Source organism: Chromobacterium fluminis (assembly GCF_011602385.1).
In the GTDB taxonomy this organism is placed as follows: Bacteria; Pseudomonadota; Gammaproteobacteria; order Burkholderiales; family Chromobacteriaceae; genus Chromobacterium; species Chromobacterium fluminis.
Genome location: NZ_JAAOMA010000050.1, coordinates 1 through 25,323, shown reverse-complemented (window position 1 = coordinate 25,323; position 25,323 = coordinate 1). Strand labels below are relative to the sequence as shown.

At 67.7% G+C, this 25,323-nt stretch carries 24 protein-coding genes and 1 tRNA gene; 16 read left to right on the top strand and 9 right to left on the bottom strand.

The window, feature by feature from the left end:
* Positions 1-58 precede the first annotated feature (58 nt).
* From hpnE to hpnC, 3 genes are all read right to left on the bottom strand, one after another.
* Positions 59-1,327 carry a hydroxysqualene dehydroxylase HpnE gene (hpnE, locus tag HA052_RS23355; protein ID WP_166453832.1) on the bottom strand — a complete coding sequence of 423 codons (1,269 nt, stop codon included), beginning with the start codon at positions 1,325-1,327 and terminating at the stop codon, positions 59-61.
* 7 nt (positions 1,328-1,334) lie between these two features.
* Positions 1,335-2,180, bottom strand: coding sequence for a presqualene diphosphate synthase HpnD (hpnD, locus tag HA052_RS23350; protein WP_081545173.1), 846 nt, complete (start codon positions 2,178-2,180; stop codon positions 1,335-1,337).
* 72 nt (positions 2,181-2,252) lie between these two features.
* Positions 2,253-3,065, bottom strand: a complete 813-nt coding sequence (hpnC, locus tag HA052_RS23345) for a squalene synthase HpnC (RefSeq protein ID WP_166453831.1) — start codon at positions 3,063-3,065, stop codon at positions 2,253-2,255.
* Positions 3,066-3,241: 176 nt separating this feature from the next.
* On the opposite strand from hpnC, the gene HA052_RS23340 reads away from it, so the two are divergent.
* The 5 genes from HA052_RS23340 to HA052_RS23320 all read left to right on the top strand — a co-directional run bounded on the left by HA052_RS23340 (position 3,242) and on the right by HA052_RS23320 (position 7,514).
* Positions 3,242-3,317, top strand: a tRNA-Ala gene (locus HA052_RS23340).
* A 165-nt stretch (positions 3,318-3,482) separates the two neighbouring features.
* Entirely contained in the window at positions 3,483-4,268 is a 786-nt protein-coding gene (locus HA052_RS23335) for a substrate-binding periplasmic protein (protein ID WP_166453830.1), read from the top strand.
* Positions 4,269-4,387: 119 nt separating this feature from the next.
* On the top strand, positions 4,388-5,551 hold the full coding sequence (locus tag HA052_RS23330) for an MFS transporter (protein ID WP_166453829.1): 1,164 nt from the start codon (positions 4,388-4,390) through the stop codon (positions 5,549-5,551).
* Positions 5,548-6,660 carry a class II histone deacetylase gene (locus HA052_RS23325; RefSeq protein WP_166453828.1) on the top strand — a complete coding sequence of 371 codons (1,113 nt, stop codon included), beginning with the start codon at positions 5,548-5,550 and terminating at the stop codon, positions 6,658-6,660. Before HA052_RS23330 ends, HA052_RS23325 begins: the two co-directional genes overlap by 4 nt.
* A 29-nt stretch (positions 6,661-6,689) precedes the next feature.
* Positions 6,690-7,514 (top strand): MoaF C-terminal domain-containing protein, encoded by an 825-nt coding sequence (locus HA052_RS23320; RefSeq protein WP_166453827.1) that lies wholly within the window; start codon positions 6,690-6,692, stop codon positions 7,512-7,514.
* 15 nt (positions 7,515-7,529) lie between these two features.
* On the opposite strand, the gene HA052_RS23315 is transcribed toward HA052_RS23320, so the two are convergent.
* Entirely contained in the window at positions 7,530-8,324 is a 795-nt protein-coding gene (locus HA052_RS23315) for an SDR family NAD(P)-dependent oxidoreductase (RefSeq protein ID WP_166453826.1), read from the bottom strand.
* Positions 8,325-8,452: 128 nt separating this feature from the next.
* Here HA052_RS23315 and hpaR point away from each other — a divergent pair, with 128 nt between their 5' ends.
* The gene (hpaR, locus tag HA052_RS23310) at positions 8,453-8,890 is read left to right on the top strand and encodes a homoprotocatechuate degradation operon regulator HpaR (protein WP_166453825.1); all 438 of its coding nucleotides are present in this window, start codon (positions 8,453-8,455) and stop codon (positions 8,888-8,890) included.
* Positions 8,891-8,992: 102 nt separating this feature from the next.
* On the opposite strand, the gene HA052_RS23305 is transcribed toward hpaR, so the two are convergent.
* The 4 genes from HA052_RS23305 to HA052_RS23290 form a co-directional block, all read right to left on the bottom strand.
* Complete coding sequence (locus HA052_RS23305) at positions 8,993-9,583, bottom strand: DUF3156 family protein (RefSeq protein WP_081545149.1); 591 nt, start codon at positions 9,581-9,583, stop codon at positions 8,993-8,995.
* Positions 9,564-11,066, bottom strand: a complete 1,503-nt coding sequence (locus HA052_RS23300) for an APC family permease (RefSeq protein WP_166453824.1) — start codon at positions 11,064-11,066, stop codon at positions 9,564-9,566. The genes HA052_RS23305 and HA052_RS23300 overlap by 20 nt, the downstream gene beginning before the upstream one ends.
* A 101-nt stretch (positions 11,067-11,167) precedes the next feature.
* Positions 11,168-12,499 (bottom strand): aspartate aminotransferase family protein, encoded by a 1,332-nt coding sequence (locus HA052_RS23295; protein WP_166453823.1) that lies wholly within the window; start codon positions 12,497-12,499, stop codon positions 11,168-11,170.
* A 37-nt stretch (positions 12,500-12,536) separates the two neighbouring features.
* Positions 12,537-14,036, bottom strand: a complete 1,500-nt coding sequence (locus HA052_RS23290; protein WP_166453822.1) for an aldehyde dehydrogenase family protein — start codon at positions 14,034-14,036, stop codon at positions 12,537-12,539.
* 285 nt (positions 14,037-14,321) lie between these two features.
* Here HA052_RS23290 and HA052_RS23285 point away from each other — a divergent pair, with 285 nt between their 5' ends.
* Positions 14,322-15,329, top strand: coding sequence for a helix-turn-helix domain-containing protein (locus HA052_RS23285; RefSeq protein ID WP_081545145.1), 1,008 nt, complete (start codon positions 14,322-14,324; stop codon positions 15,327-15,329).
* Between the two features lie 11 nt (positions 15,330-15,340).
* On the opposite strand, the gene hpaA is transcribed toward HA052_RS23285, so the two are convergent.
* Positions 15,341-16,243: a 4-hydroxyphenylacetate catabolism regulatory protein HpaA gene (gene hpaA / locus HA052_RS23280; RefSeq protein WP_166453821.1), complete on the bottom strand. Its 903-nt coding sequence runs from the start codon at positions 16,241-16,243 to the stop codon at positions 15,341-15,343.
* Between the two features lie 254 nt (positions 16,244-16,497).
* Between hpaA and HA052_RS23275 the strand changes: the two genes are divergently transcribed.
* From HA052_RS23275 to HA052_RS23235, 9 genes are all read left to right on the top strand, one after another.
* On the top strand, positions 16,498-17,169 hold the full coding sequence (locus HA052_RS23275; protein WP_081545143.1) for a fumarylacetoacetate hydrolase family protein: 672 nt from the start codon (positions 16,498-16,500) through the stop codon (positions 17,167-17,169).
* Positions 17,166-17,948 (top strand): fumarylacetoacetate hydrolase family protein, encoded by a 783-nt coding sequence (locus tag HA052_RS23270; RefSeq protein WP_166453820.1) that lies wholly within the window; start codon positions 17,166-17,168, stop codon positions 17,946-17,948. The genes HA052_RS23275 and HA052_RS23270 overlap by 4 nt, the downstream gene beginning before the upstream one ends.
* The gene (gene hpaE, locus HA052_RS23265; protein ID WP_166453819.1) at positions 17,945-19,414 is read left to right on the top strand and encodes a 5-carboxymethyl-2-hydroxymuconate semialdehyde dehydrogenase; all 1,470 of its coding nucleotides are present in this window, start codon (positions 17,945-17,947) and stop codon (positions 19,412-19,414) included. The genes HA052_RS23270 and hpaE overlap by 4 nt, the downstream gene beginning before the upstream one ends.
* Positions 19,415-19,502: 88 nt before the next feature.
* Complete coding sequence (gene hpaD / locus HA052_RS23260; protein WP_166453818.1) at positions 19,503-20,387, top strand: 3,4-dihydroxyphenylacetate 2,3-dioxygenase; 885 nt, start codon at positions 19,503-19,505, stop codon at positions 20,385-20,387.
* Entirely contained in the window at positions 20,368-20,769 is a 402-nt protein-coding gene (locus HA052_RS23255; protein ID WP_166453817.1) for a 5-carboxymethyl-2-hydroxymuconate Delta-isomerase, read from the top strand. Before hpaD ends, HA052_RS23255 begins: the two co-directional genes overlap by 20 nt.
* The gene (hpaH, locus tag HA052_RS23250; protein ID WP_166453816.1) at positions 20,763-21,566 is read left to right on the top strand and encodes a 2-oxo-hept-4-ene-1,7-dioate hydratase; all 804 of its coding nucleotides are present in this window, start codon (positions 20,763-20,765) and stop codon (positions 21,564-21,566) included. The genes HA052_RS23255 and hpaH overlap by 7 nt, the downstream gene beginning before the upstream one ends.
* A 19-nt stretch (positions 21,567-21,585) precedes the next feature.
* Positions 21,586-22,389, top strand: coding sequence for a 4-hydroxy-2-oxoheptanedioate aldolase (gene hpaI / locus HA052_RS23245; protein WP_166453815.1), 804 nt, complete (start codon positions 21,586-21,588; stop codon positions 22,387-22,389).
* Between the two features lie 102 nt (positions 22,390-22,491).
* Positions 22,492-23,886: an MFS transporter gene (locus HA052_RS23240; RefSeq protein ID WP_166453814.1), complete on the top strand. Its 1,395-nt coding sequence runs from the start codon at positions 22,492-22,494 to the stop codon at positions 23,884-23,886.
* A gap of 107 nt (positions 23,887-23,993) precedes the next feature.
* Positions 23,994-25,163, top strand: a complete 1,170-nt coding sequence (locus tag HA052_RS23235) for a p-hydroxyphenylacetate 3-hydroxylase oxygenase component (protein ID WP_166453813.1) — start codon at positions 23,994-23,996, stop codon at positions 25,161-25,163.
* Positions 25,164-25,323: the final 160 nt, after the last annotated feature.

The window sequence follows — 25,323 nt, the reverse complement described above, 5'->3', positions numbered from 1 at the left end:
TTTTCGCTATCTTGTAATCAGGGCCATCAGCGGCGCGCCTCTGCGGCCGCCGGATGGCTCACAGTCTTCCAATCACCGCGCGGGCGGCTGCGACGCCGCTTCGGACGGCCCCCTCCAAAGTGGCAGGATAATCAGCATGCGTCCAATCTCCCGCCAAATAAAGCGATTGTACCGGGCTTGGCTGCGCCGGTCGCCTCATATCGACCAAACTGGCAAAAGTGGCCCGCCGCTCCGCCAGCACCCGGAAATCAAGCCGCCGGCCTGCGCGCGGATCAAGCCGGCGCACGTCGGCCTCCACCAGAGCAGCCAGTTCCTCATGCGAAAGCGCGTCCAGATGCTGCGGCGCGCTCATCACCGCGGCCACCCAGCCGGTTTCGCCCATCAGCGCGCCGCGGTCGAACAGCCAGTCGCCGACGCCGCCGCTGCAGGCGCACATCGGCGCCGGCAAGCGGACCGCGCCCTCAAACTGCAGGTAGACGGTGTAGATGGGCCAATAACGATAAGCATCGGTCAACTGGCGCAGCGCTGGATCCGCCGTCAGTTCCGCCGCGTGATACGGCGCCACCGCCAGCACGGCGGCGTCGAAACGCTCGCCGTCCACGCTCACCCCCGTTGAATCCGCCGCCACGCCGCGCACGCGCCGGCTGGCGCGCAGGTCCGCGCCGCGCTCGGCCAGCCAGCGCCAGGCGGGCTCAGGGAACAAGGCGGATAAATCCACCCTGGGCAACAAGAGGTCGCTGGCGGCGCGCTCCGCGCCCAGGCTGTCGCGCAGCACCGCGGCCAGCACCCGCATCGACGCCTGCTCCGGCGGCGTGTTGAGGCCGGACAGCACCAGCGGCCGCCAGAATTCGCGGATCAGCGTTTCGGACTGCCCTTGCCGGGTCAGCCATTGCGTCACCGCGCAATCCGGCGCCACCCGCCAGCCCTGTCCTTTCAAACGCTGCAAGGCCAGCGCCAGCCTCGCCTTGTCGCGCCAGCTTACGCCGCGCGCCGTCAGCAGGCCGGCCGCCAGGTGCAAGGGCGCCGGCAGCCGCGGACAGCTCAGGCTGATGCCGCCCTGGCGCTGCCAGTTCATCGGCAGGCGCAGCAAGGCCCGGCTCTCGTCCACGCCCACCGCCGCCATCAGCCGCAGGCATTCGCGATACGCGCCGATCAGGATGTGCTGGCCGTTGTCCAGCCGGCTGCCGGGCACGCCAATGCGGCGCGCGCGGCCTCCCGGCTCGCGCCCGGCTTCGAACACGGTCAGCTCCGCCCGGCCGGCCAGCTCCACCGCGGCGGCAAGACCGGCCCAGCCGGCGCCGATCACGGCAACGCGCGGCCCGCTCATGCGCGGCTCACGGCCGGTAGCCGAAGGTCCAGGTTTTCCATGCCAGCCACAGTTTGCGGATGGGCGTCAGCGACAGCCGCTGATTGAGCACCTTGGCCGGGCCGTCCAGCTTGATTTCCTCCAAGGTGGCGCGATAGATCGCGGCCATCAGCAGGCCGGGCCGCTGCGTCTTGCGGTCCGCGGCGGGCAACATTTCCCAGGCCTGCCGGTAGTACTGCTGCGCGCGCTCTATCTGGAACTCCATCAAGGCCTTGAAAGCCGCGCTTTCCTCATAATGCAGGATGTCCATCGCCGGGCAGTTGAAGCGCTGCAACTCCTCCATCGGCAGATAGATGCGGTCGCGGCGCGCGTCCTCGCCCACGTCGCGGATGATGTTGGTCAATTGGAAAGCGATACCCAGCTCATGCGCGTACTCCAGCGTCTTCTCATCGCTGTAGCCGAAGATGCGCGCCGCCAGCTGCCCCACCACGCCGGCCACGCGGTGGCAGTACAGCAACAAGTCCTGGAAGCGCTGATAGCGAGCCATGCTCAGGTCCATCGCCATGCCGTCTATGATTTCCTCCAGCTCGCTCTGCGGCAGGCCGAAAGCCCGCGCGTGCGGCTGCAGCGCCTGCATCACCGGGTGTTCCGGCGCGCCCTGGTAGAGCTTGGCGACCTCGCCGCGCCACCAGGCCAGCTTGGCGCTGGCCACGTTGGGGTCGTGGCATTCGTCCACCACGTCGTCCACCTCTCGACAGAAGGCGTACAGCGCGGTAATCGCACGGCGGCGCGGCTCCGGCAAGAAGCGGAAGCTGTAATAGAAGCTGGAACCGCTGGCGGCGGCCTTGTCTTCGCAATACTGATCAGGCGTCACGCGCCACTCCTGTCCAAGCGGCGGCCGCGGCGGGCCGCCGTTCTCATAATATTCATCGTCACCGCGCCGCTCTCATTTGGCGCGCGCCGCGCGCCACAACATATAGAGCCAGTCGCGCCAGTTCAGCACCGGACGGCTGCGGAATACGTCACCACCGGAGTCGTGCAGCTTTTTCAGGATGCGCTCGCCGCCCAGAATGATCAGCCTCAGTTCCAGCCCCATCCTGCCCTTCAACACTTTGCCCAGCGGCGCGCCGGCCTGCAACATCTTGCGCGCGCGCTCGATCTGGGCGCGCATCATCGGCTGCCACAGGCCGCCGGCGTCGCGCGCGGCGATCTGCCCCTCGGTCACCCGAAAGCGCTGCAAATCCTCCTGCGGCAGATAAACCCGGCCCTTGCGCCAGTCCAGCTCCACATCCTGCAGGAAGTTGATCAGCTGCAGCGCGGTGCAGATGCCGTCCGACATCGCCAGCGAGCGCCGGTCGTTCTCGCCGTACAAGGCCAGCATCAGCCGGCCCACCGGATTGGCGGAACGACGGCAGTAATCCGCCAATTCCGCGTAATCGCGGTAGCGGGTTTTTTCCACATCCTGGCGAAACGCCGCCAGCAAGTCGTGAAACGGCTGCAAGTCCAGGCCGTGCTCGGCGATCGCCGCCGCCAGATTGCGCATCATGGCCGTATCCGGCGTCTGCCCGGCGCCGATGCGCTCCAGCTCCGCGCCCAGGCGGTCCAGTTCGGCCAGCCTCAGCTCGGGGGCGTCGTCGCCCTCGTCCGCCACATCGTCGGCGTAACGCGCGAAATGGTAGATGGCGTGCACGGCGCGGCGCATCCTGCGCGGCAGCAGAATGGAGCCCACCGGGAAATTCTCGTAATGCCCAACCGACATTGGCTTGCTTCCTGTTGTATGGCTGGCGAATCCGGGATTATAACCGAGCGCCCCGGCCCCTCCTATGCCGGCGGCCGCGCCGCCGCCGGAAAATTATCCAAAAAAAATGGCGAAGGCTATTTACACGACCCTGCCGCTGCCATATACTGCGCAGCACTGTGAAACGCAGCCGGTGCGGGGGTATAGCTCAGTTGGGAGAGCGCTTGCATGGCATGCAAGAGGTCAGCGGTTCGATCCCGCTTACCTCCACCAAAAACTGCTTCACAGCGAGACGCCGCCCAGCGCGGCGCGCAGCAAAAGCCGATTCCGAGGAATCGGCTTTTTGCATTGTCCCCGTCCTTTTCCCGCTTGCCTTTTTTTGTTGCGGCGCAAATAACTAAAGCAAGTTCACCCCGCCTCCCATCGCGGAGCCTCCGTATGCCTCGTGCTCGTCTGATCTTCCTGCTGCTGTCGCTATTCGCGTTCGGCGCCACGGCCGAACCGCGCCCCGCCAGCCTGCGGCTGTGCACCGAAGACATGGACTCCCCGCCATGGCGCAGCCAGAACGGCCCCAGCCTGAGCTTGCAGATGCTGAAGTCCGCCGCCCAAAAAACCAATATCAAGCTGGAAATCCGGGAGATGGCCTGGGTGCGCTGCCTGAGCGAGGTGCAAAACAATCAGATCGACGGCGTCTTCGAGATCAGCTTCAAGCCGGAGCGGCTGCGCATCGGCGTCTATCCGATGAAGGGCGACGCCGCCGACCCGGCCTTGCGCATGCACCTGGACGGCTACAGCCTGTACCGGCTGAAAGGCTCTAAACTGGAATGGGACGGCCAGAGCCTCAGCCATCTCGACGGCGCCGTCGGCGCGCAGACCGGCTTCTCGGTGATCGCCCAACTGCAAGCGCTGGGCGCGCCGGTCGACGACAGCTCCCGCAACCCGGAGCAGAACCTGAACAAGCTCTTGGCGCGCCGCATCGGCGCCCTTGCCCTGCCCACCTTGACCGGCGACAGCCTGCTGGCGAGCAACCCGGTCTATAGGGACAGAGTAGAAAAAGTGGGGCCGGATCTGGTCGCCAAGCCTTACTACCTGATTTTTTCCCACAACTTCGCGGACGGCCACCCCAAGCTGACCCGCCAATTCTGGGAAGCCATCGCCCAGACGCGGGAATCCCCCGAATACCGCAAAGCCCTGCAAGACGCGCTGCGCCAACTCAACCGCTGACGCCGCTCTGTTGCGTCTCCGCTATCCCAAATCGGCAAAGCGCCGTTCTCCCACTTGCCCCTCCGCGCGAATCTTGCGAGCGTAAGCCTGGTTTACGACTCACGCCGCCGGGGGAAAACATGACCGCTCGCCTGCCCGTCCCTACCGCCGAGCCCATCCGCGGCAGCCTGATCGCCCTGATCGCCTTCGCCGCCGTCGCGCCGCTGGTGCTGATGACCGCCCCGGCGCTGGCCAGCCAATTGGCCGCCCAGTTTGGCCTGGGGCCGGAACGAATCGGCCTCCTGTTCTCCGTGGAGCTGGGCGCGATGAGCCTGGCGACGCTGCCGGCCTATCTATGGCTGCCTCGCTTGGACTGGCGCCGCGCCGCCGCCTGCGCCGGCGTGCTGTTCATCGCCGCCAATCTCGCCTCCTGTTTCGCCGCCACTTACGCCCAGCTGTTGCCGCTGAGGCTGCTCAGCGCGCTGGCCGGCGGCTCCTTGATGATTCTATGCCTGTCCACCGCCGCGGCCAGCCCCAATCCGGACCGCGCCTACGGCCTGTGGGTCTCCGGCCAGCTGGCGCTGGGCGCTTTGGGGCTGGTCCTGTTTCCGGGCTGGTTCGCCCGCTACGGCATCGCCGCCTGTTATCTGAGCCTGGCGGCGCTGATGGCCTTGTGCCTGCCGCTGGCCCGCTGGTTTCCCCCCTCTGCGGCCAAGCCCGGCGGGCCTGCCGGCGCGAAAGCGCCGCCCTGGCGCCCGGCGCTGATCGGCGCGGCCGCCACCTTGTGCTTTTACGTCAGCCTGAGCGGCACCTGGACCTTCATCGGCAGCATCGCCGGCCAGGCGGGGCTGACGCCCGAACAAAGCGGCGACTGGCTGGCCCTCGCCACCTTGATGGGCATCGCCGGTTCCGTCTGCGCCGCGGCGATCGGCGGGCGCGGACAACGCCGCCGTCTGCTGATCGCCGGTTACGGGCTGATGCTGCTGGCGCTGGCCCTACTGCTGGGCGCGCCGCGCGCCGGCCGCTTCGCGGCGGCGGCGCTCGCCTTCAAATACGCGTGGACCTTCATCCTGCCCTTTATTCTGGCCACGCTGGCCGCGTTGGATCACAGCGGCCGGCTGATGAACACCGTCAATCTGGCGATAGGCGGCGGCCTGGCGCTGGGTCCGTCGCTGGCCGGCGAATTAATGGCCGCCCACGGCCAAAACCCGCAAACCCTGCTGCTCGTCTCCATGGGGCTGGCCGCCTTATCGCTGGCCCTATTGCTGACGCTGCGGCCCGCAACGACAAGGAGCCCGCAATGACCTCCCGCACCGCGTTTTTCTTCGACGAGCTCTGTCTATGGCACAGCGTCGGCCCTCACGCGCAGATTCTTCCGGTGGGCGGCTGGGTGCAACCGCCTTCCGGCGGCGGCCACGCGGAATCCCCGGACAGCAAACGCCGGCTGAAAAACCTGATGGACGTGTCCGGCCTCAGCGCCCGGCTGCAAGCGCGCAGCGCGCCGCCGCTGGGCGAAGACGATCTGCTGCGCGTACACTCGGCCGCCTATCTGCAACGCTTCAAAGCGCTCAGCGACGCCGGCGGCGGCGAGTTGGGGCCGCAAGCGCCAATCGGCCCCGGCAGCTATGAAATCGCCAAATTGTCCGCCGGCCTGGCCTGGGCCGCGGTAAACGCCGTACTTGCCGGCGAGGCCGACAAGGCCTACGCCTTGTCCCGTCCGCCCGGCCACCATTGTTCGGCGGACGGCGCGATGGGCTTCTGCTTTCTGGCCAACGCCGCCCTCGCCGCGGAGCTGGCCATCGCCCGCCACGGCCTGCGCCGCGTCGCCATCGTGGACTGGGACGTGCACCACGGCAACGGCACCCAGTCGATTTTTTACCAACGCGGCGACCTGTTGACTCTCTCCCTGCATCAGGACGGCTGCTATCCGCCCGGCTCCGGCGGAGCCGAGGACCGCGGCGAGGGCGACGGCCTGGACGCCAACCTGAATATTCCGCTGCTGCCCGGCGGCGGTCACCAAGCCTATCTGGACGCGATGCGCTTGCTGGTCCTGCCGGCGCTGCGGCGTTTCCGGCCCGAGCTGATCATCGTGGCCTGCGGCTACGACGCCAACGCCGTCGACCCGCTGGCCAGGATGCAAGCGCACAGCGACACCTTCCGCGCCATGACGCGGCAGTTGGCCGACTACGCCGACGCCGAGGCGAACGGACGGCTGGTCCTGCTGCACGAAGGCGGTTATTCCGAAGCCTACGTACCCTTTTGCGGCCTGGCCGCGCTGGAGGCGCTGTCCGGCATTCGCACCGAGGTGGAGGATCCGCTGCTGGAGTTGATCGTCGCTCAACAGCCGGGCGCGCCGATGCGCGAGCTGCAGACTCGCCTGCTGGAGGCGCAAGCCGAGCAACACGGGTTTTGAACGCGCTCAAATCATCAAGGAGAAACCCTATGTCCAACATCACCCCCGAATTCATCCAGGTTGGCGCGCTGGCCGACGGCTTCGCGCCCGACAGCCTGGCCCTGCCCCGCTGCGCCGAACTGGACGGGCAAAGCCTGCGGCTGTGCTTCGACGACGACAGCGCCGCGGATTGCCGACTGGAGCCCGACGGAGACGCTCGGGCCGCCATTGTCCAGCCGGGCTTGGCCTCGGCGCTGGCGGACATGAACGGCTTCCACGCCAGTTCCTTGCGGCCCGGCGTCTATTTCATCGACTTCCGCCACCAGGGCCCGGCCGCGCAGTCCCTCAGCCTGATCCTGGACCTGGCGCGCGGCCGCTTCACCTTGATCCGGGGCCGGCTGCCCGACGCCGCCGCGACGCGGATCTGCGCCTTCGACCGGGTGGAACGCCAGATGGAGCTGACCGGCGTGGAAGTCGAATTCCTCCACGGCGCCGTCAACCAGCCCGCCGCCGCGGTCCCGCCGCATCCGCCCAGCCGCGAACTGATCGGCATGCGCAACCGCTACCGCTACAGCCCCACCGAGTGCTACGAGCACATTTACCTGAACGACGGCCTCTACGCCTGGCATTGTCTGGAAGGCGTGGAGCGCGGCCTGGCCGACGTCGACCGCTGCCACTACTACCAAGTGGCGGAGCGGCTGTATTTATTCGTCTGGCGCGAAAAAATCATCCCCACCCTGGGCGTGATCTTGATCGACCTGGAACAAATGCGCACCGACGGCAAGATCTTCGGCTATCAGGACGGGGATTTCGGCGCCACCCGCAACTTCCGGGTGGGCGCGCAGGCCAGCGTCGTCAACCACACTCGCGGTTAAAGGTCCGGCCGGCCTTCATTCCCTTTCCAGCCGCGCGTAAGCCAGCGTCGGCACATCCACCGCCGTCGCGCCGCCGTCGGCCGTCAGGCAAGCGCCGCTGACCATCGCGGCCTCGTCGGACAATAGAAAGCGGCAGATCGCGGCGATTTCCTCCGGCGTAGCCGGCCGCCGCAAAGGCACGTCGGCAGTCACCCGCCTGTAGGCGGCCTCCAGATCTTCGCCATAGGCCGCCATCAACGGCCGCATCTCCTCGTCCGCCATCGGCGTGCGCACCCAACCCGGACACAGCGCGTTCACTCGCACCGCCGGCCCGTAGTCGCGCGCCAGCGACCGGGCCAAACCCAGCAAGGCGTGCTTGGCCACGACATAGCCGCATGCTTGCGGTCCGGCCGCCAGGCCGGCGATGGAGGACATCAACACCATGCCGCCGCCCTGTCGGATCAGGTCCGGCAGGCAGGCGCGGGCGCTGACGAAGGCGGTGTCCAGATTCGCGCGCATGGCGGCGCGCCAGGCCTCGTCGTCGGTCTCCAGCGCCGCGCCCATGCCCAGACCGCCGGCGCAAGCCGCCAAGCCGTCCACCCGCCCCCAGCGCGCGCGGATGCGCGCGAGAAAATCCTCCCAGACCGCGGAGTCGGCGGCGTCGCCCGCCAAGGCCAGGCCGCCGGTTTCCTCCGCCAGCGCCAACAGAGGCCCGGCCCGCCGCCCCACCAGGGCCACGCGCGCGCCTTCGGCGGCGAAACGCCGCGCGCAGGCCGCGCCGATGCCGGAACCCGCGCCGGTGATCACAATGGTTTTATCTCGCAAGGACATCGCAGCCTCCTTTGGCCCAGTTTGCCTTCAAGCACGCCGGCGGGACGCGTCGGCATCATGTTAATATATTCATTTAATCGTCAGGCCATCACCGTCCTTTTCACGCGACTTGAATCGAAGGAGCCGCCATGGATCCCACGCAACGCCCCTATCAATATCAATTGCCGCAACGCCTGCTGCGCGCCCGCGAAGCGGTGATGTCCTACTTTCGACCAGTGTTGAGCCGCCACGGGCTGTCGGAACAGCAATGGCGCGTGCTGCGCCTGCTGGCGGAACGCGGGGAAATGGAGGCCGGCGAGATCGCCCAGCGCGCCGGCATCCATCCGCCCAGCCTCAGCGGCATCCTGACGCGCATGGAGCGGGACGACCTGGTTTACCGTCACCGCTCCCGAAGCGACAATCGCCGCTTGATCGTCACGCCCACGCCCCACGCCAAGACGCTGACCCAACGCATCATCCCGCTGTTCAACGACTGCTACCGACGGATCGAGACGCATTTCTCCCCTGCCAAGCTACAGGCCTTGCTGGCTTTGCTGGACGAGTTGGAAAACTTGCCCGCGCCGTAATGAGAAGCTGTTCACGATCCTGTTTCCGCGACGGACGAGGGTCCGCCCCTCCGCGAGTCACCATGGATAGAGAGGATGAAACGCAGCCACGCTCGCTGATGCCTAGCCCCGCCCCGCCTCCGCCGCCAGCAAGACGCGGCGGCAGGCGGCCAGGCTGGCCAGCACCGCCAGGCCCTGCACGCCGCGCAGGCCGATGTAGCGCCGCAAGGGCGGCAGCCGGCACGCCACCTCGCTGGCGCCGTAAGGCTCCAGGCATAGCTGCCAGCCGTCCTGACCGCCGTGCAGCTCGCAACGCTTGAAATCCAGCGGCGACAGGGCGACGCGCAAATCCGCGTCCGCGCGCAAGCGCTCCAGCAAGGGCGCCAACGCCGCGGCGTCGCCGTCCAACACTTCAACGACGATGCCGCGGCGGCGCCAGAAGCCGCCGTGACGCAGGCGGATGCGCGCGCGGCCCGGCGCGCCGGGCACCGTCAGCCGGAACTCGCAAGCCACCAAATGCGCCAGCCAGCCCGCCTCCACCCGCTCACGCGCGGAAAAGCTCCAGTCTCCGTGCGGAAACCGAAAACGCCGCTCTCCTTCTTCCTCCGCGTCCAGGCTGTCCAGCTCGGGCCAGTCCAGGCTCAGCCGCGTCAGCATCGCGCCCGGACGATAGCCGCCCGGCCTGCGCCAAGCCTCAGCCAGCCGCGGCCACACGTTCCAGCTCCCGCCGCAAGGCCTCGTCCTCGTCCAGAGGCTGCGCGTTCAGAATCTGCTCCAGCGGCACCGGCCGGAAAGGGTTGACCTTCTGCACCAGCAAGGTCCACAGCAGCGCGTACACCAGGGTCAGCCCCAGCATCCAGCCAAAGGGCAGGTAGATGTCGCGCGCCTGCATGCCGGGCGGGGTGATGAAACAGATGGCCAGCACGATGCCCAGCGCGGAGCCGATCTGCGGCAGCGGAAACCACGGCGAGCGGTAGGCGCGCGGAAAATCCGGCCGCGTCAGCCTCAAACGCACCACGGACAAGGTCACCAGCAGATAGGCCACGCCCCAGGAACAGACCGCCGCCAGCACCAGGGGCATGATGCGGTCCAGATCGCCCTGAATCAGCCAGGCATGGATACAGGGAATCAGCACCGCCGCCGCGATGCCGCACCACGGGGTATTGAAGCGCGGATGCAGATAGGCGAAGCAGCGCGGCAAAGCGCCGTCCTGAGCCATGCCGTACAGGATGCGCGGCAGCGCCGCCATCAGGGTGTTGATCGTCGCCGCGCCGGCCAGCAGCAGGCCGACGCCCAGCCAGATTTTGCCGAACGGCCCCATCACCCGCTCGGCGAAGGCCGGCAGCGCCATCGGCGTGTCCAGCAACCTTGGCCCGTCCGCATGGGTCGGGTCCAGCGGCGTATTGGCCACCTGCCGCACCATGGCCGCGCCGTACAAGAGCATGGTGACGGCCACGCCGCTAAGCCCTATCTTCAAGGCCCGCGGAATGGCGCGTCCGGAGTCGCGCAGCTCCGGCGCCAGCGGCGTCACCAATTCCGCGCCGACGAACATGAACATCGCCATGCCCACCAGGCTGAGCAACAAGCCGGGATCGTCCAAACGCAGCGGCGCGCCGAACCAACCGCCCAGATCCACCGCCGGCGCGCGCAGCAAGCCGGCCACGCCAAACACCGTCAGCGTCGCCCACATGCCGAAGGTCAGCGCCACCTCGGCCTTGCCGAACAGCGTCACCCCCAGCGCGTTGAGCCCGCCGAAAACGATGACCAGGCCCACGCCCACCATCCAGGCGCTGCCGCTTTTCTCCAGCATGGTGTTGAGATGATCGAAATTCACCAGCGCCATGATGCCGGACAGAATGGTCTCGGCGGTGCCGGCGAACACATGCACCAATAGATAGGCCGACAGAGTGCCGGCGATGGCCAGGCCGCGGCCCAGGCCGGCGCTGATGTAATCGTAAACCGCGCCGGAAGTCGGCAGCATCGCCGCCGCTTCGGCGAAAGTGGTGGCCTGCGCCTGCATCATCAGGTAGGCGATCAGCATCGCCAAGGCGAAAGTGCCCCCGGCCATGCCAAAGCCGCTGGTGGCGGTCAGTATCACCGGGCTGGCCATCACGACGCCCACCGAACTGGCCAGCGCCACCGGAAAGCCCACCACGCCGCGGCTCAGGCTGCGGCTCAAACGTTCGCTTACAGACATGGTTCTCCTCCCTCTCCATCCGCCGTCGCGCCGGCCGCCGCTCTCTGTCTTCCTGGCGGCGTGCCGGCGCGGCCGGCTGCTCCCCGTTCGGGCCGGGCCGTTCAAGCCTCGGCCAGTCCGGCCTCCAAGGCCGTCGCAATCACATCGGCGTGCTCGCGCTGCAATACCAGCGGCGGCGACAAAATGATCTTGCTGCCCACCGGCCGCACCAGCGCGCCGGCCCGGCGCGCGATTTCCGCCACCTTGTCGGCGTAACCGCTTTGCGGGTCGATGGGCTCCCGGCTGGCCTTGTCCTTGACCAGGTCCAGAGCCAGCATCAGCCCCTTGCCGCGCACCTCGCCCACCGCCGGATAACGCTCGGCCAGCGGCCGCAGCCGCTCCAGCAGATAGGCGCCCGTTTCCGCCGCCTTTGCCGGCAGGTCTTCCTCTTGCACGATGCGCAGATTGGCGAGAGCGGCGGCGCAGGCCACCGGATGGCCGGCGTAGGTGTAGCCGTGCATGATGACGCCGCCGAAATCGCCGTTGGCGGCGAAGGCGTCCGCCACGCGCTGATTGACCACGGTGGCCCCCAGCGGCAGATAACCGGAGGAGATGCCCTTGGCCAGGCACATCATGTCCGGCTTCACACCCCAGAGCCGGCTGCCGAACATGGAGCCGGAGCGGCCGAAGCCGGTGACCACCTCGTCGGCGATTAACAGCACGCCGTGGCGATCGCACACCTCGCGCACCCGCGGCCAATAGCTGGCCGGCGGCACGATGACGCCGCCGGCGCCCTGGATGGGCTCGGCGATAAAGGCCGCCACCGTGTCCGGGCTCTGGAACAAGATCTCGCGCTCCAGCATCCGCGCGCAAATCTCGGCCAGTTCCTCCGGGTCCTCGGTGAACGGATTACGATAGGGCCACGGCGTCTCCACGTGGAAACAACCGGGCAGCAGAGGCTCGTAATTGCGGCGGAACACCGTATTGCCGTTGACCGAGCCGCCGCCGAAGTGAGTGCCGTGGTAACCCTGCTTCAGCGAAATGAACTTGACCCGGTCCGGCTGGCCCTTGAGCCGCCAATACTGACGCGCCAGCTTGAGCGCGGTTTCCACCGCGTCCGAGCCGCCGGAGCTGAACACCACCCGCGCCATGTCTTCCGGCCGCAGCATGTCGATCAGCAGCGCGGACAACTCCTCCGCCCGCGGATGGGAGATGCCGTCGAAAAGCTGGAAATACTCCAGCTCGTCCAGCTGCCGGGCGATGGCCTGCTTGATTTCGGCGCGGTTGTGGCCGACGTTGACGTTCCACAGCCCGGCCACGCCGTCCACCAGCTTGACGCCCTGGTCGTCAAACACATGGCAGCCGTCGCCGCGCACAATGCGGATGGGCGGCCGCTCTTTCATTGCGTTGGGATGCAGCATGGGGTGCCAGAAACGGGCCTTGTCGTAAGACATGTTTTTCTCCTGAATCAAAGTGGAAGCGCGTCCGCGCTCAATGGGCGATGCAGACCGATTTGATCTCGGTGAAGCTCTCCACCGCGCCCTTGCCGAATTCGCGGCCGATGCCGGATTCCTTGTAACCGCCGAAGGGCATGCCCGGGTCCAGCGGAATATGGCTGTTGACCCAGACCGTGCCGGCCTGCAGCCGCGGCACGATGTCCAGCGCCGCCGACAAATCATTGGTCCACACGCTGGCGGCCAGGCCGTAGCGCGTGTCGTTGGCCAGCGCCACCGCCTCGTCCACCTCGTCGAAGGGCATCAGCGCCAGCACCGGGCCGAAGACTTCCTCGCGCGCCACCGGATTGTCCGGCGCCAGGTCCGTCATCACCGTCGGCTGCACGAAATAGCCGGGCAGGTCGGCGGCCCCGCCGCCCGTCAGCACGCGGGCGCCGGCGGCGCGGCCGCGCTCTATCAGCCGGCACACCGCCTGCTGCCGCCGCTGCGACACCAGCGGGTTGACCTGAGCGTCCAGATCCATGCCCGGCCCCAAGCGCATGCCGGCCACGGCGGCGGACAGCGCCTCGGCGAACAGATTGAATTTGCTGCGATGCACATACAGCCGCGAGGCGGCGGCGCAGACCTGGCCCTGATTGAGAAAACCGCCCAGCAAAGCCCCCCTCACCGCCTGATCGATGTCGGCGTCGCCCAGCACCAGCATCGGGTTCTTGCCCCCCAGCTCCAGCGCCAGCCGGGTCATATTGTCCAGCGCGGCGTGGCCGACGGCCTTGCCCACTTCGGTGGAGCCGGTGAAGCTGACCTTGCCGATCAGCGGATGCCCTGCCAGCGCTTGGCCCGCCGCCTCGCCGCGCCCGGTCACCACGTTGAAGACGCCCGGCGGCACGCCGGCCTCCAGCGCCAGTTCCGCCAGACGCAGCGCGCTCAGCGGCGTCTCGCTAGCCGGCTTCAACACCGCGGTGCAACCGGCCGCCAAGGCCGGCACCGTTTTCCACAAGGCGATCATCAAAGGGAAATTCCACGGCGCGATGCCGGCGGCCACGCCCACCGGCTCGCGCCGGGTGAAGGCGGTGAAGCGCGCGCCCGGCGGCGCCGGAATCGACACATCCAGGGTTTCTCCGGTGATCTTGGTGGCCCAGCCCGCCATATAGCGCACGTATTCGATGGAGCCGCCCACCTCGATGGCCCGGGCCAGGTGGATGGATTTGCCTTGGTTCAGCGTTTCCAGCTGCGCCAGCTCCTCGGCGTGCGCCTCCAGCACATCCGCCAGCCTCAGTAACACGCGCTCGCGCTCGGCCGGCCTCAAGCCGGACCAGACGCCCGATTCAAAGGCCCGCCGCGCGCTGCCCACCGCCGCGTCCACATCGGCGGCCTCGCCGTCCGCCACGCTGGCGATCACCGCGCCGCTGGCCGGATTGCGCACCTCCTTGCGTCGTCCCGACAGCGCCGCCCGCGGCTTGCCGTCTATCCACAGCCCATGTTCCCGCTCTAGAAAGGCTCGCACCGACTCCAGCACCGGCACCAGGTTTTGATCCATCCGCGTCTCCTTTTCAATCAAGCTTGCCGCCGCGTGAGCGCGGCCGGCGATGGCCCAATATACCCAGCGCGGCCGACGCGGCTGATCCCAAATCGGCAAAGCGCGGCCCGGCTATTCGCGTTGCGGCGCAGCATGTCGCTAGATGGAAACATGCAGTAAAAACAATGCTTAACCGACGCAAAGAGCGCTGGACATTTCGATTTAAATAACATATTAATCATTTTGCGATCCAGAACGTTGGACCGAGAACAGGCGGACTCCACCCCCACCCACCGGAGAAAGCAGATGATTGCCGCAGCCCGTTGTTTTGACGACGCCCACCTGCACGCCGAGGCCCTGCCCGGCTGGGAGCAGCTATACAGCCAGATCAGCGGCGGACGTTTCCGCAGCACCTTGAGCCGGGTGCGCACCGCGCGCCTGGACATCTTCCGCGAGAGCTTCAACCAGCGCGTGGTGCAGCAAGGGCGCGCGCCCGGCGGCATGATCCATTTCGCGCTGCCCATCCGCGCACCGTCGCCGCTGAGCCTGCAAGGCGTCGCCGTGCCCGACAACGCCCTGATGGCGCTGCGCGGCGGCGAGGACTTCGTGTTCCACCTGCCGCCGGGCGCGGATTCGGTCCAGGTGTCGGTGCCCTACGAGGATTTGGCCGAACTGACGCCGGCGCTCTGCCGCCCGCTGCGCGAGGCCCGAGGCAAGACGCCGGTGTTCCCGGCCCGGCCGGCCGCGCTGGCGGCGCTGCGCGCGCTGCTGAACGGCGTGTTCGAACAGGCCTTGCTGGACCCGACGCTGCTGTCCTACGCCGGCAACCAGAAAGTGATTCAGCACCAGTTGCTGGACCTGCTGCAAGACGCGCTGGCGGACGGCGCGCTGGGCGAGCGCCTCGGCAACCTGACCTTCGCCACCCATTGCGACATCGTCAGGCGCAGCCAGGCGCTGGCGCTGGCCAAGCCGGACGAGCCGGTGACGGTGCTGGAGCTGTGCAGCCGGCTGCGCGTCAGCCGCCGCACCCTGCAAAACAGCTTTCAGCTGGTGGCGGACACCACCCCGGTCGATTATCTGCGCTCCATCCGCCTGAACGCGGTGCGCCGGATGCTGCTGAACCCCGCGCAAGCCGGCCACGGCGTGCGAGACGCCGCCGGGGCCTGGGGCTTTTACCACTTGGGACATTTCGCCGGCGATTACCGCAAACTGTTCGGCGAAGCTCCGTCCCACACCCGCGCCCGCGCCCTGGCCCATCTGGGCGCGCCTCCCGGCGCTCGCGGTCTGGAATCGGCCCACGACACGACGAACTAGGCCGCGCGGGTTCAGGCCTGGCGGCGCGCGCGGTAGTCGCTGGGCGGGCAGCCCGCCAGACGCTGAAAGAAGCGGGAAAAGTAGGCGGGATCCTTGAAACCCAATTCATAGGCGATGGCATGCACCGAGGCGGGGGAATAGATCAACAGACGCTTCGCCTCCTGCAGCAGCCTGTCGTGCGCCAGCCGCTTGGACGGCAAGTCCGCCAAGCGGCGGCACACATCGTTGAGCCGCGCCTCGCTAACGCCTAGCTCGGCGGCGTAGCGGTCCAGGCTCCAGTGTTCGCGGTAATGCGCCTCTATCAAGCCGTTGAAGCGGTGATAGAGCCGCCATTCGTCGCGACGCGGCCCCCGGCGCGGCCCCGGCAGGCCGGACAGCCGCAACACGTCCACCAGCACCAGTTGGGCCAAGGCTTGCCGCGCCAGATCCGCGCCCGGCTCCGGGGCCTCGCTCTCCCGCTGCAACTGCGCCAGCCGCTTGGGCAGCCGCCGCGCCATATCGGCCCATTCCGCCGGCACCTCGGCCAGCTCCACGCAGAACGGCGCGCTCAAGGCGTCCGGCCCCGCCTCCTCCAGCCAGCCGCGCGCCAACTCCTGACGCAAGGTCAGCACATGACCGTCGGCCTCCGGCCCGGTGATGAAGGCGTGCGGCACCGTAGGCGGGGTCAGAAACAAAAGCGGCGCGCGCGCCTGGTAATGATCCTCCTCCAACTGCAGCCGGATATCGCCGCTGGCGAGGTAGTGCAATTGCAAAAAACGGTCGTGCCGATGCACCGGCATATTGCGGCCGAAAAAGGCCGCCAGCCGCCCGAAGGATTCGCAATGGATGTCGACGGACTCGTAAGGGCTGTCGTATGCCTTGCCGATGTCGATATTGGGTATGCGCGCGCCCAGGCCGCGCGGGTTTCTGCTCATCGCCGTCCCTCCCTTGTGACATTTTCGCCATAGTCGGCCGTTCTCGCCGCACCTCCTCGGCAAAAGGCCGCCGCTCTGGCCTCCCCGCCGGATCGGGAAGCCAGGCCGCCGCCGCCCAAGCGCGGTTTTCCGCGGGCTTCCCCGCAACGCAACATGGATAAACATTGACAGCAGCCCGCCGTCATCGTTATAAACTTTAACATATTAATGAATATTCGAACAACGGCAACCCATTCAATAACAAGGAGTTAAGCATGAGCCTTGTCCTAGACGCCGCAACGGAGCGGCCGGCGGCCATCTACGGCGCGGCGCTCAACCACCGCCGTTTGCAGGCGGCGCTGGCGGCGGAGTTCGAACAAGCCCCCTACCAACGCCCGCCGCAAGCGCCGGTGCTGTTCGTCAAGCCGCGCAACACCGTCAGCGCCGCCGGCGCGCCCATCCCCTTTCCCGCCGACGCCGACGCCGTCTACGCCGGCGGCGCGCTGGGCGTGCGCATCGCCCGCGACGCCTGCCGCGTGAGCGCGGCCGACGCCCTGTCCCATGTCGGCGGTTACGCGGTGGTCAACGAGGTCAGCCTGGCCGAAACCAGCTTCTACCGGCCGGCGATCCAGGCCAAATGCCGCGACGGCTTCTGCCCCATCGGCCCCGAGGCCGGCCCCGACGCCATCAATCCGCAACGAGTGCAAGTGCGCACCTACGTCAACGGCGCGCTGGCCGAAACCAACGACAGCGCCGACTGGCTGCGCGGCGTCGCCCAGTTGATCGCCGACGTCAGCCAGTTCCTCACCTTGTACGCCGGCGACCTGCTGATCGTGGCCACGCCGCCGCGCAACGCCCGGCTGCGTCCGGGCGACACCGTGGCGGTGGAGATAGACGGCATCGGCCGCCTGGAAAACATCGTCGCGGCCGAGGAGGATATCCAATGAGACACGCCCGCATCCGTTACCAGGGCCAAACCTGGCGCGCGCAGGCCGACGCCGACGGCGCGATCGTGCTGCCGGACGGCCGCCGCCTGGGCGAAACCGAGGTGGAATGGCTGCCGCCGTGCCAGGGAACGCTGTTCGCGCTGGGCCTCAACTACGCCGACCACGCGGCCGAACTGGACTTCAAACCGCCCAGCGAACCGCTGGTGTTCCTCAAGACGCCCGCCACGCTGACCGGCCACCGCCAACAATCAATGCGGCCGGACAATGTTGAATATATGCACTACGAGTGCGAACTGGTGGCGGTGATAGGCAAGACCGCGCGCAAGGTGAGGCGCGCCCAGGCGATGGACTATGTCGCCGGCTACACCGTGTGCAACGACTACGCGGTGCGCGACTATCTGGAAAACTACTACCGGCCCAATCTGCGGGTGAAAAACCGCGACGGCCTGACCCCTATCGGCCCATGGCTGGTGGACCGCGACGACGTCTCCGACCCGCATTGCCTGGAGCTGGCCGCCTATGTCAACGGCCGCCGCGTCCAGAGCGGCAATACCCGCGACATGGTGTTCGACATCCCCTTCCTGATCGAATACCTGTCCGCCTTCATGACGCTGCGGCCAGGCGACATGATCGCCACCGGTACGCCTCAAGGCCTGTCCGACGTGCGCCCCGGCGACGAAGTCGTCGTGGAAGTCGCGGGCGTCGGCCGGCTGCTCAATCACATCATCAGCGAAACGGACTGGCTTGCGCGCCGGAACGCGGAAAAGGAAACCCCATGATCAAACACTGGATAAACGGCCGCGAAGTGGCCAGCCAAGACAGCTTCGTCAACTACAACCCGGCCACCGGCGAAGCGCTGGGCGAAGTGGCCGCGGGCGGCGCCGAGGAAATCAACCTGGCGGTGGCCGCCGCCAAGGCGGCCTTTCCCAAGTGGGCGGCCACGCCGGCCAAGGAGCGCGCGCGGCTGATGCGCAAGCTGGGCGAGCTGATTCAGCGCGAAGTGCCGCGGCTGGCGGAATTGGAAACCCTGGACACCGGCCTGCCCATCCACCAGACCCGCAATGTGCTGATCCCCCGCGCCTCGCACAACTTCGACTTTTTCGCCGAAGTCTGCACCCGCATGAACGGTCATAGCTACCCGGTGGACGAGCAGATGCTCAACTACACGCTGTACCAGCCGGTGGGCGTGTGCGCGCTGGTGTCGCCGTGGAACGTGCCCTTCATGACCGCCACCTGGAAGACCGCGCCCTGCCTGGCGCTGGGCAACACCGCGGTGCTGAAGATGTCCGAGCTGTCGCCGCTGACCGCCAACGAACTGGGCCGGCTGGCGCTGGAGGCCGGCATTCCGCCCGGCGTGTTCAACGTGGTGCAAGGCTACGGCGCCAGCGCCGGCGAAGCCCTGGTCAGCCATCCGGACGTGCGCGCGGTGTCCTTCACCGGCGGCACCGCCACCGGGCGCCGCATCATGCAAAACGCCGGGCTGAAGAAGTACTCGATGGAGCTGGGCGGCAAATCGCCGGTGCTGGTGTTCGACGACGCCGACTTCGATCGCGCGCTGGACGCCGCGCTGTTCACCATCTTCTCCCTCAACGGCGAACGCTGCACCGCCGGCAGCCGCATCTTCGTCCAGAACGGCATCTACGATCGCTTCGTCGCGGAATTCTCCGCCCGTGCTCAGCGCCTGATCGTCGGCGATCCGCAGGACCCCAACACCCAGGTGGGTTCGATGATCACCCGCCAGCATTACGACAAGGTCACCGGCTATATCCGCATCGGCCTGGAGGAAGGCGCGCGGCTGACGGCCGGCGGCCTGGAACGTCCGGCCGGCCTGCCCGAAGCGCTGGCCGCCGGCCACTTCATCCGCCCCACCGTCTTCGCCGACGTCGACAACCGCATGCGCATCGCCCAGGAGGAAATCTTCGGCCCGGTGGCTTGCCTGCTGCGCTTTAGCGACGAGGCCGAGGCGCTGCGGCTGGCCAACGACGTCGACTACGGCCTGGCTTCCTACATCTGGACGCAGGACATCGGCAAGGCCCATCGTCTGGCGCGCGGCATCGAGGCCGGCATGGTCTTCGTCAATAGCCAGAACGTGCGAGACCTGCGCCAGCCCTTCGGCGGCGTCAAGGCGTCCGGCGTTGGGCGCGAAGGCGGCGAATACAGCTTTGAAGCCTTCGCCGAGGTGAAAAACGTCTGCGTCTCCATGGGCGGCCATTTCATTCCGCGCTGGGGCGTGGAAACCCGCTGACACGCAAGCCAAGGCCGCCCAGACGGCCGCTTCCGCAAACGGCAACGACGCGCGGGCGACGCGCCCGCGCAGCACAAAGGAGAACGCAATGGGAACCCTAGCCCTGGCGGCCAAGATCACGCATGTGCCGTCCATGTATCTGTCGGAACTGCCCGGCCCGCATCAAGGCTGCCGCCAGGCGGCCATAGACGGCCACAAGGAGATCAGCCGCCGCTGCCGCGAACTGGGCGTGGACACCATCGTGGTGTTCGACACCCACTGGCTGGTCAACTCCGGCTACCACGTCAACTGCGCGCCGGCCTTCGAAGGCGTGTACACCAGCAACGAGCTGCCGCACTTCATCAAGAACATGCCCTACGCCTACCCGGGCAATCCCGTTCTGGGCAAGCTGCTGGCCGAGGCCGCCACCGCCGCCGGCGTTCACACCCGCGCCCACGACGCCACCACGCTGCCGCTGGAGTACGGCACCCTGGTGCCGATGCGCTATATGAACCCCGACCGGCATTTCAAGGTGGTATCGGTGGCCGCGCTGTGCACGGTGCACGATCTGGCCGACAGCGCGCGGCTGGGCGCGGCGATGCGCGAGGCGGTGGAGCGCGATTACGACGGCCGCGTGGCCTTCTTCGCCAGCGGCTCGCTATCGCACCGCTTCGCCCAGAACGGCACCGCCGACCAATACCTGCACAAGGCCTGGAGCCCCTTCCTGGAAAGCATGGACCAGGAGGTCATCTCCATGTGGTTGGACGGCGATTGGAAAACCTTCTGCGACATGCTGCCGGAGTACGCCGAAAAGTGCCACGGCGAGGGCTTCATGCACGACACCGCCATGCTGCTGGGCGCGCTGGGCTGGGACAACTACCGCGGCCGCGCGGAAATCATCACCCCCTACTTCGGCAGCTCCGGCACCGGCCAGATCAACGCGGTGCTGCCGGTGGAAGCTCAGGGAGAACGCCATGCCGCACTTCATCGCTGAATGCACCGACAATATTCGCGAGCAGGCGGACCTGCCGGAACTGTTCCGCCAGGTGCACGACTGTCTGGCCGCCAGCGGCCTGTTTCCCCTAGCCGGCATTCGCAGCCGCGCCCACTGGCTGGACACCTGGCGCATGGCCGACGGCGAGGCCGACTACGCCTTCGTCCACTGCACCTTGCAGATAGGCAGCGGGCGCAGCGAGGCTCAGCGCCGCGCCACCGCCGAGCAGGTGTTCGCGCTGATCCAACGCCACTTCGAACCGCTGTTCGCCCAGCGCTACCTGGCGCTCAGCTTCGAGCTGACCGAACTGTCCGCCACGCTCAACTTCAAGCACAACAATGTGCACCAACGCTTCCGCCCTCCCGAGGACTCCGCATGCTGAGCCAAGACCAGATCCGCGGCATTGCGCGCCGCTTGCACGACGCCGAGCGCGAACGCAGGCAGATCCGCCAGATCTCGCTGGACCACCCCGAGATCACCATAGAGGACGCCTACGCCATCCAGCGCTGCTGGGTGGAGATGAAGCTGGCGGAAGGCCGCAAGCTCAAGGGCCACAAGATAGGCCTGACCTCGCGCGCGATGCAGATGTCCTCGCAAATAGACGAGCCCGACTACGGCGCGCTGCTGGACGATATGTTCTTTAACGACGGCGCGGATATTCCGGTGTCCCGCTTCATCGTGCCGCGGGTGGAAGTGGAGCTGGCCTTCATCCTGGGCCGGCCGCTGTCCGGCCCCGGCGCCACACTGTTCGACGTCTACGACGCGGCCGAGTACGTGATTCCGGCGCTGGAAATCATCGACGCGCGCAGCCAGTCCATAGACCCGGACAGCCAGCGCCCGCGCAAGGTGTTCGACACCATCGCCGATAACGCCGCCAACGCCGGCGTGGTGCTGGGCGGCCGGCCCATCCGCCCGCGCGAGCTGGACCTGCGCTGGGTGGCGGCGCTGATGTACCGCAACGGCGTGATCGAGGAATCCGGCGTCGCCGCCGCGGTGCTCAACCACCCGGCCAACGGCGTGGCCTGGCTGGCCAACAAGCTCTCGCCCTTCGACGTCGAGCTCAAGGCCGGCCAGGTGATTCTGTCCGGCTCCTTCACCCGGCCGGTGCCGGCGCGCGCCGGCGACACCTTCCACGTCGACTACGGCCCGCTGGGCGCGATCAGTTGCCGCTTCGTCTGACCCCCTTAGAGGAACCGCCATGCAACTTCCCGCCAACCCCTTCAAGGCCGCGCTGCGCGACGGTCGCCGCCAGATCGGCCTGTGGCTGGGCCTGGCCAGCCCCTACAGCGCCGAACTGCTGGCCGGCGCCGGCTTCGACTGGCTGTTGATAGACGGCGAACACGCGCCCAATGAACTGAACGACGTGCTGCTGCAACTGCAGGCCATCGCCCCCTACCCCTGCCACCCCATTGTGCGCGCCGCCAGCAACGACCCGGTGCGCATCAAGCGCTTGCTGGACATCGGCGCGCAAACGCTGATGCTGCCCATGGTGCAAAACGCCGACGAGGCGGCGCGGGCGGTGGCGGCCACCCGCTACCCGCCGCGCGGCGTCCGCGGCGTGGGCAGCGCGCTGGCGCGCGCCTCGCGCTGGAACCGCGTGCCGGATTACCTGACGCGGGCCGACAGCGAAATCTGCGTGCTGGTCCAGGTGGAAACCCGCCAGGCTCTGGCCGCGCTGGACGGCATCGCCGCCACCGACGGCGTGGACGGCGTCTTCATCGGCCCTGCCGACCTGGCCGCCGACATGGGCCATCCGGGCCGGCCGGACCACCCGGACGTGCGCGCGGCAATGGACGACGCCATCCGCCGCATCCGCGCTCAAGGCAAGGCCGCCGGCATCCTGATGGCCGACGAGGCCGAAGCGCGCCGCCTGCTGGAACTGGGCGCGGGCTTCGTCGCCGTCGGCGTCGACACCACCTTGCTGGCGCGCCGCGCCGAAGCGCTGGCCGCGGCCTTCCGCAGCCAAACGCCCGGCCTGCCGCCGTCCCCATCCGCCTACTGACCCACGGCGGGCCGCCCGGCCCGCCTACCCCAAGCGGCGACCATACAAGAACAAGGCGCCGCCCGGAGCCGACTCCGGCCCCGCCCCCGAGGAGAACTGAAGATGAGCCACACCCCCGCTCGCCCAAGCGCGAACGCGCGTAAAGTCGCCTACGCCACCGTGATCGGCACCGCCATCGAATGGTACGATTTCTTCATCTACGCCAGCGCCGCCGGCCTGGTGTTCAACAAGCTGTTCTTCGCGCCGGCCGGCGAGCGCTCCGCCACGCTGATCGCCTTCGCTTCCGTCGGCGTCAGCTTCCTGTTCCGGCCGCTGGGCGCCTTTCTCGCCGGTCACTACGGCGACCGGCTTGGCCGGCGCGCGATGCTGGTGCTGACCCTGGTGCTGATGGGCGCCTCCACCGCGCTGATCGGCCTGCTGCCCACCTATGAATCCGCCGGCCTGCTGGCGCCGCTCGCGCTGATCCTGCTGCGCATTCTGCAAGGCATCTCCGCCGGCGGCGAATGGGGCGGCGCGGTGCTGATGGCGGTGGAACACGCGCCGCGCGGTCAGCGCGGCCGCTACGGCGCCTTCCCGCAGATAGGCGTGCCGCTGGGCTTGCTGCTGGCTTCCGGCGTGTTCGCGCTGATGAGCGGGGTGATCTCCCCCGGCGACGCCTTCCTGGAATGGGGCTGGCGCGTGCCCTTCCTGTTCAGCGTCGTGTTGCTGTTCATCGGCCAATGGGTGCGCCGCTCGGTGGAGGAAAGCCCGGTATTCGAGGAGATCAAGGCGCGCAAGGCCGGCTCGCGCACCCCGGTGCTGGACCTGTTCCGCCGCCACGCGTCGCTGGTGCTGCTGGCCGCGCTGGTGTTCGCCGGCAACAGCGCCGTCGGTTACATGACCACCGGCGGCTTCATCCAAAACTACACCACCGACCCCGCCGGCGCGCTGCGCATGGAGCGTACCCCGGTGCTATTGGCCGTCGCCTTCGCCTCCGCCTGCTGGATGGCCTTCACCTGGCTGGCCGGCGTCTGGTCGGACCGCATCGGCCGCCGCCGCGTCTACATCATAGGCTTCGGCGTGCAGCTGGCCGGCGTGCTGGTGCTGTTCCCGCTGGTGAACAGCGCCGGACTGCCGGCGGTGCTGCTGGCGCTGTGCCTGTTGTCCGTGGGCACCGGCCTGACCTACGGCGCGCAATCGGCGTTCTACGCGGAGCTGTTCCCCGCCTCGGTGCGCTTTTCCGGCGTGTCCATCTCCTACGCGCTGGGCGCCATCCTCGGCGGCGCCTTCGCGCCGATGATCGCCAAGGCATTGATCGCCCAAACCGGCTCCACCGCCGCGGTGACCGCTTATCTGAGCTGCATGACGCTGATCGGCCTCGCCGCCGCGCTGTTGCTGCGCGACCGTCGCGACATCCCGCTGGGACCGGAGCACGAAGCCGAACAGGCCGCCTCGCCGATACGCTGGCGCGGATCCGCCTCCGCCGCCATGCGCGGAAATACCATGAAAAGTACCTAAGACAGCTTGGAAGGTGCATTCCAGTGCGCGGCATCGCTATCCATAATGCAAATTCGCTGAAGGTATTCATTATTATCCAGCGCCACCACGCACCCAGGAGACCCGCCATGCGCCACCCCAATCCCTTGCTGGAAACTCTGCTTCCCATCCTGCCCGCCATCGCCGCCAACGCGGAGCGGGCGGAACGCGAACGCACCGTGCCGGCGGAAAACATCGCGCTATTGAAAAGCGTGGGCTTTCACCGCGCCTTCCAGCCCAAGTCTTACGGCGGCCGGGAAATCAGCCTGCCGGAATTCGCGGACTGCGTGGCGGCGCTGGCCGGCGCCTGCGCCAGCACCGCCTGGGCGGCCAGCTTGCTGGCCACCCACAGTCACCAGATCGCGCTGTTCTCCGCCCGGCTGCAAGAGGAGGTCTGGGGCGAGGACCGCGACGCCACCGCCAGCAGCAGCATCGCGCCGCTGGGCCGGGCCGAAGCCGCGGACGGCGGCGTGCTGCTCAGCGGTGAAATGGGCTGGAGCAGCGGCTGCGACCACGCCGAGTGGGCGATACTGGGCTTTCGCCGCCCCGGCCCGGACGGCGAGCCGCAATACTGCTTTGGCGTGGTGCCGCGCGCCGATTACCGGATCCGCGACGACTGGCACGCCGCCGGCATGCAAGGCAGTGGCACCAAGACGCTGCTGGTGGACAAGGTCTTCGTGCCGGAACACCGGATAGAGGCGGCCAAGGACATGATGGAAGGCCGCTCCGCCGGTTTCGGCCTGTACCCGGACAGCAAGATCTTCTACGCGCCTTATCGGCCCTACTTCGCCAGCGGCTTCGCCGCCATCAGCCTGGGCGTGGCCGAGCGCATGCTGCAAGTGTTCAAGGAACGCAGCCGCAACCGCATCCGCGTCTACACCGGCGCCCAGGTGGGCGCCGCGCTGCCCGCCTATATGCGGCTGGCCGAATCCACTCACCAGGTGCTGGCCGCGCGCGCCTTGCTGGAAGCCAGTTGGCGCGATCACGCCGAGCACGGCGCGGCCAAGCGTTATCCCGCGGCGGAAACGCTGGCCTTCTGGCGCACCAACCAAGCCTACGCGGTGAAGATGTGCATCCAGGCGGTGGACCGCTTGTTCGAATCCATGGGCGGCAACTGTTGGCGGCTGGAAAACGAGGCGCAGCGGCTGTTCCGCGACGCCCACATGACCGGCGCCCACGCCTACACCGACTACGACGTCTGCGCCCAGATCCTGGGACGTTCGTTGCTGGGGCTGGAGCCGGACCCCTCCATGGTCTAAGAACCTGTTTACGATCTGCTGCGCTTCGTGAGACGCCCCACGGTGAGTACGGCTTCGAAATGCTCATGTACCACTTGTACACTCCGCTTTCTCATCCGTTTTCGCCTTGTCTCGCTCTGGCTCGCAAGACTTTGAACAGCTTCTACGAACCTGTTTACGA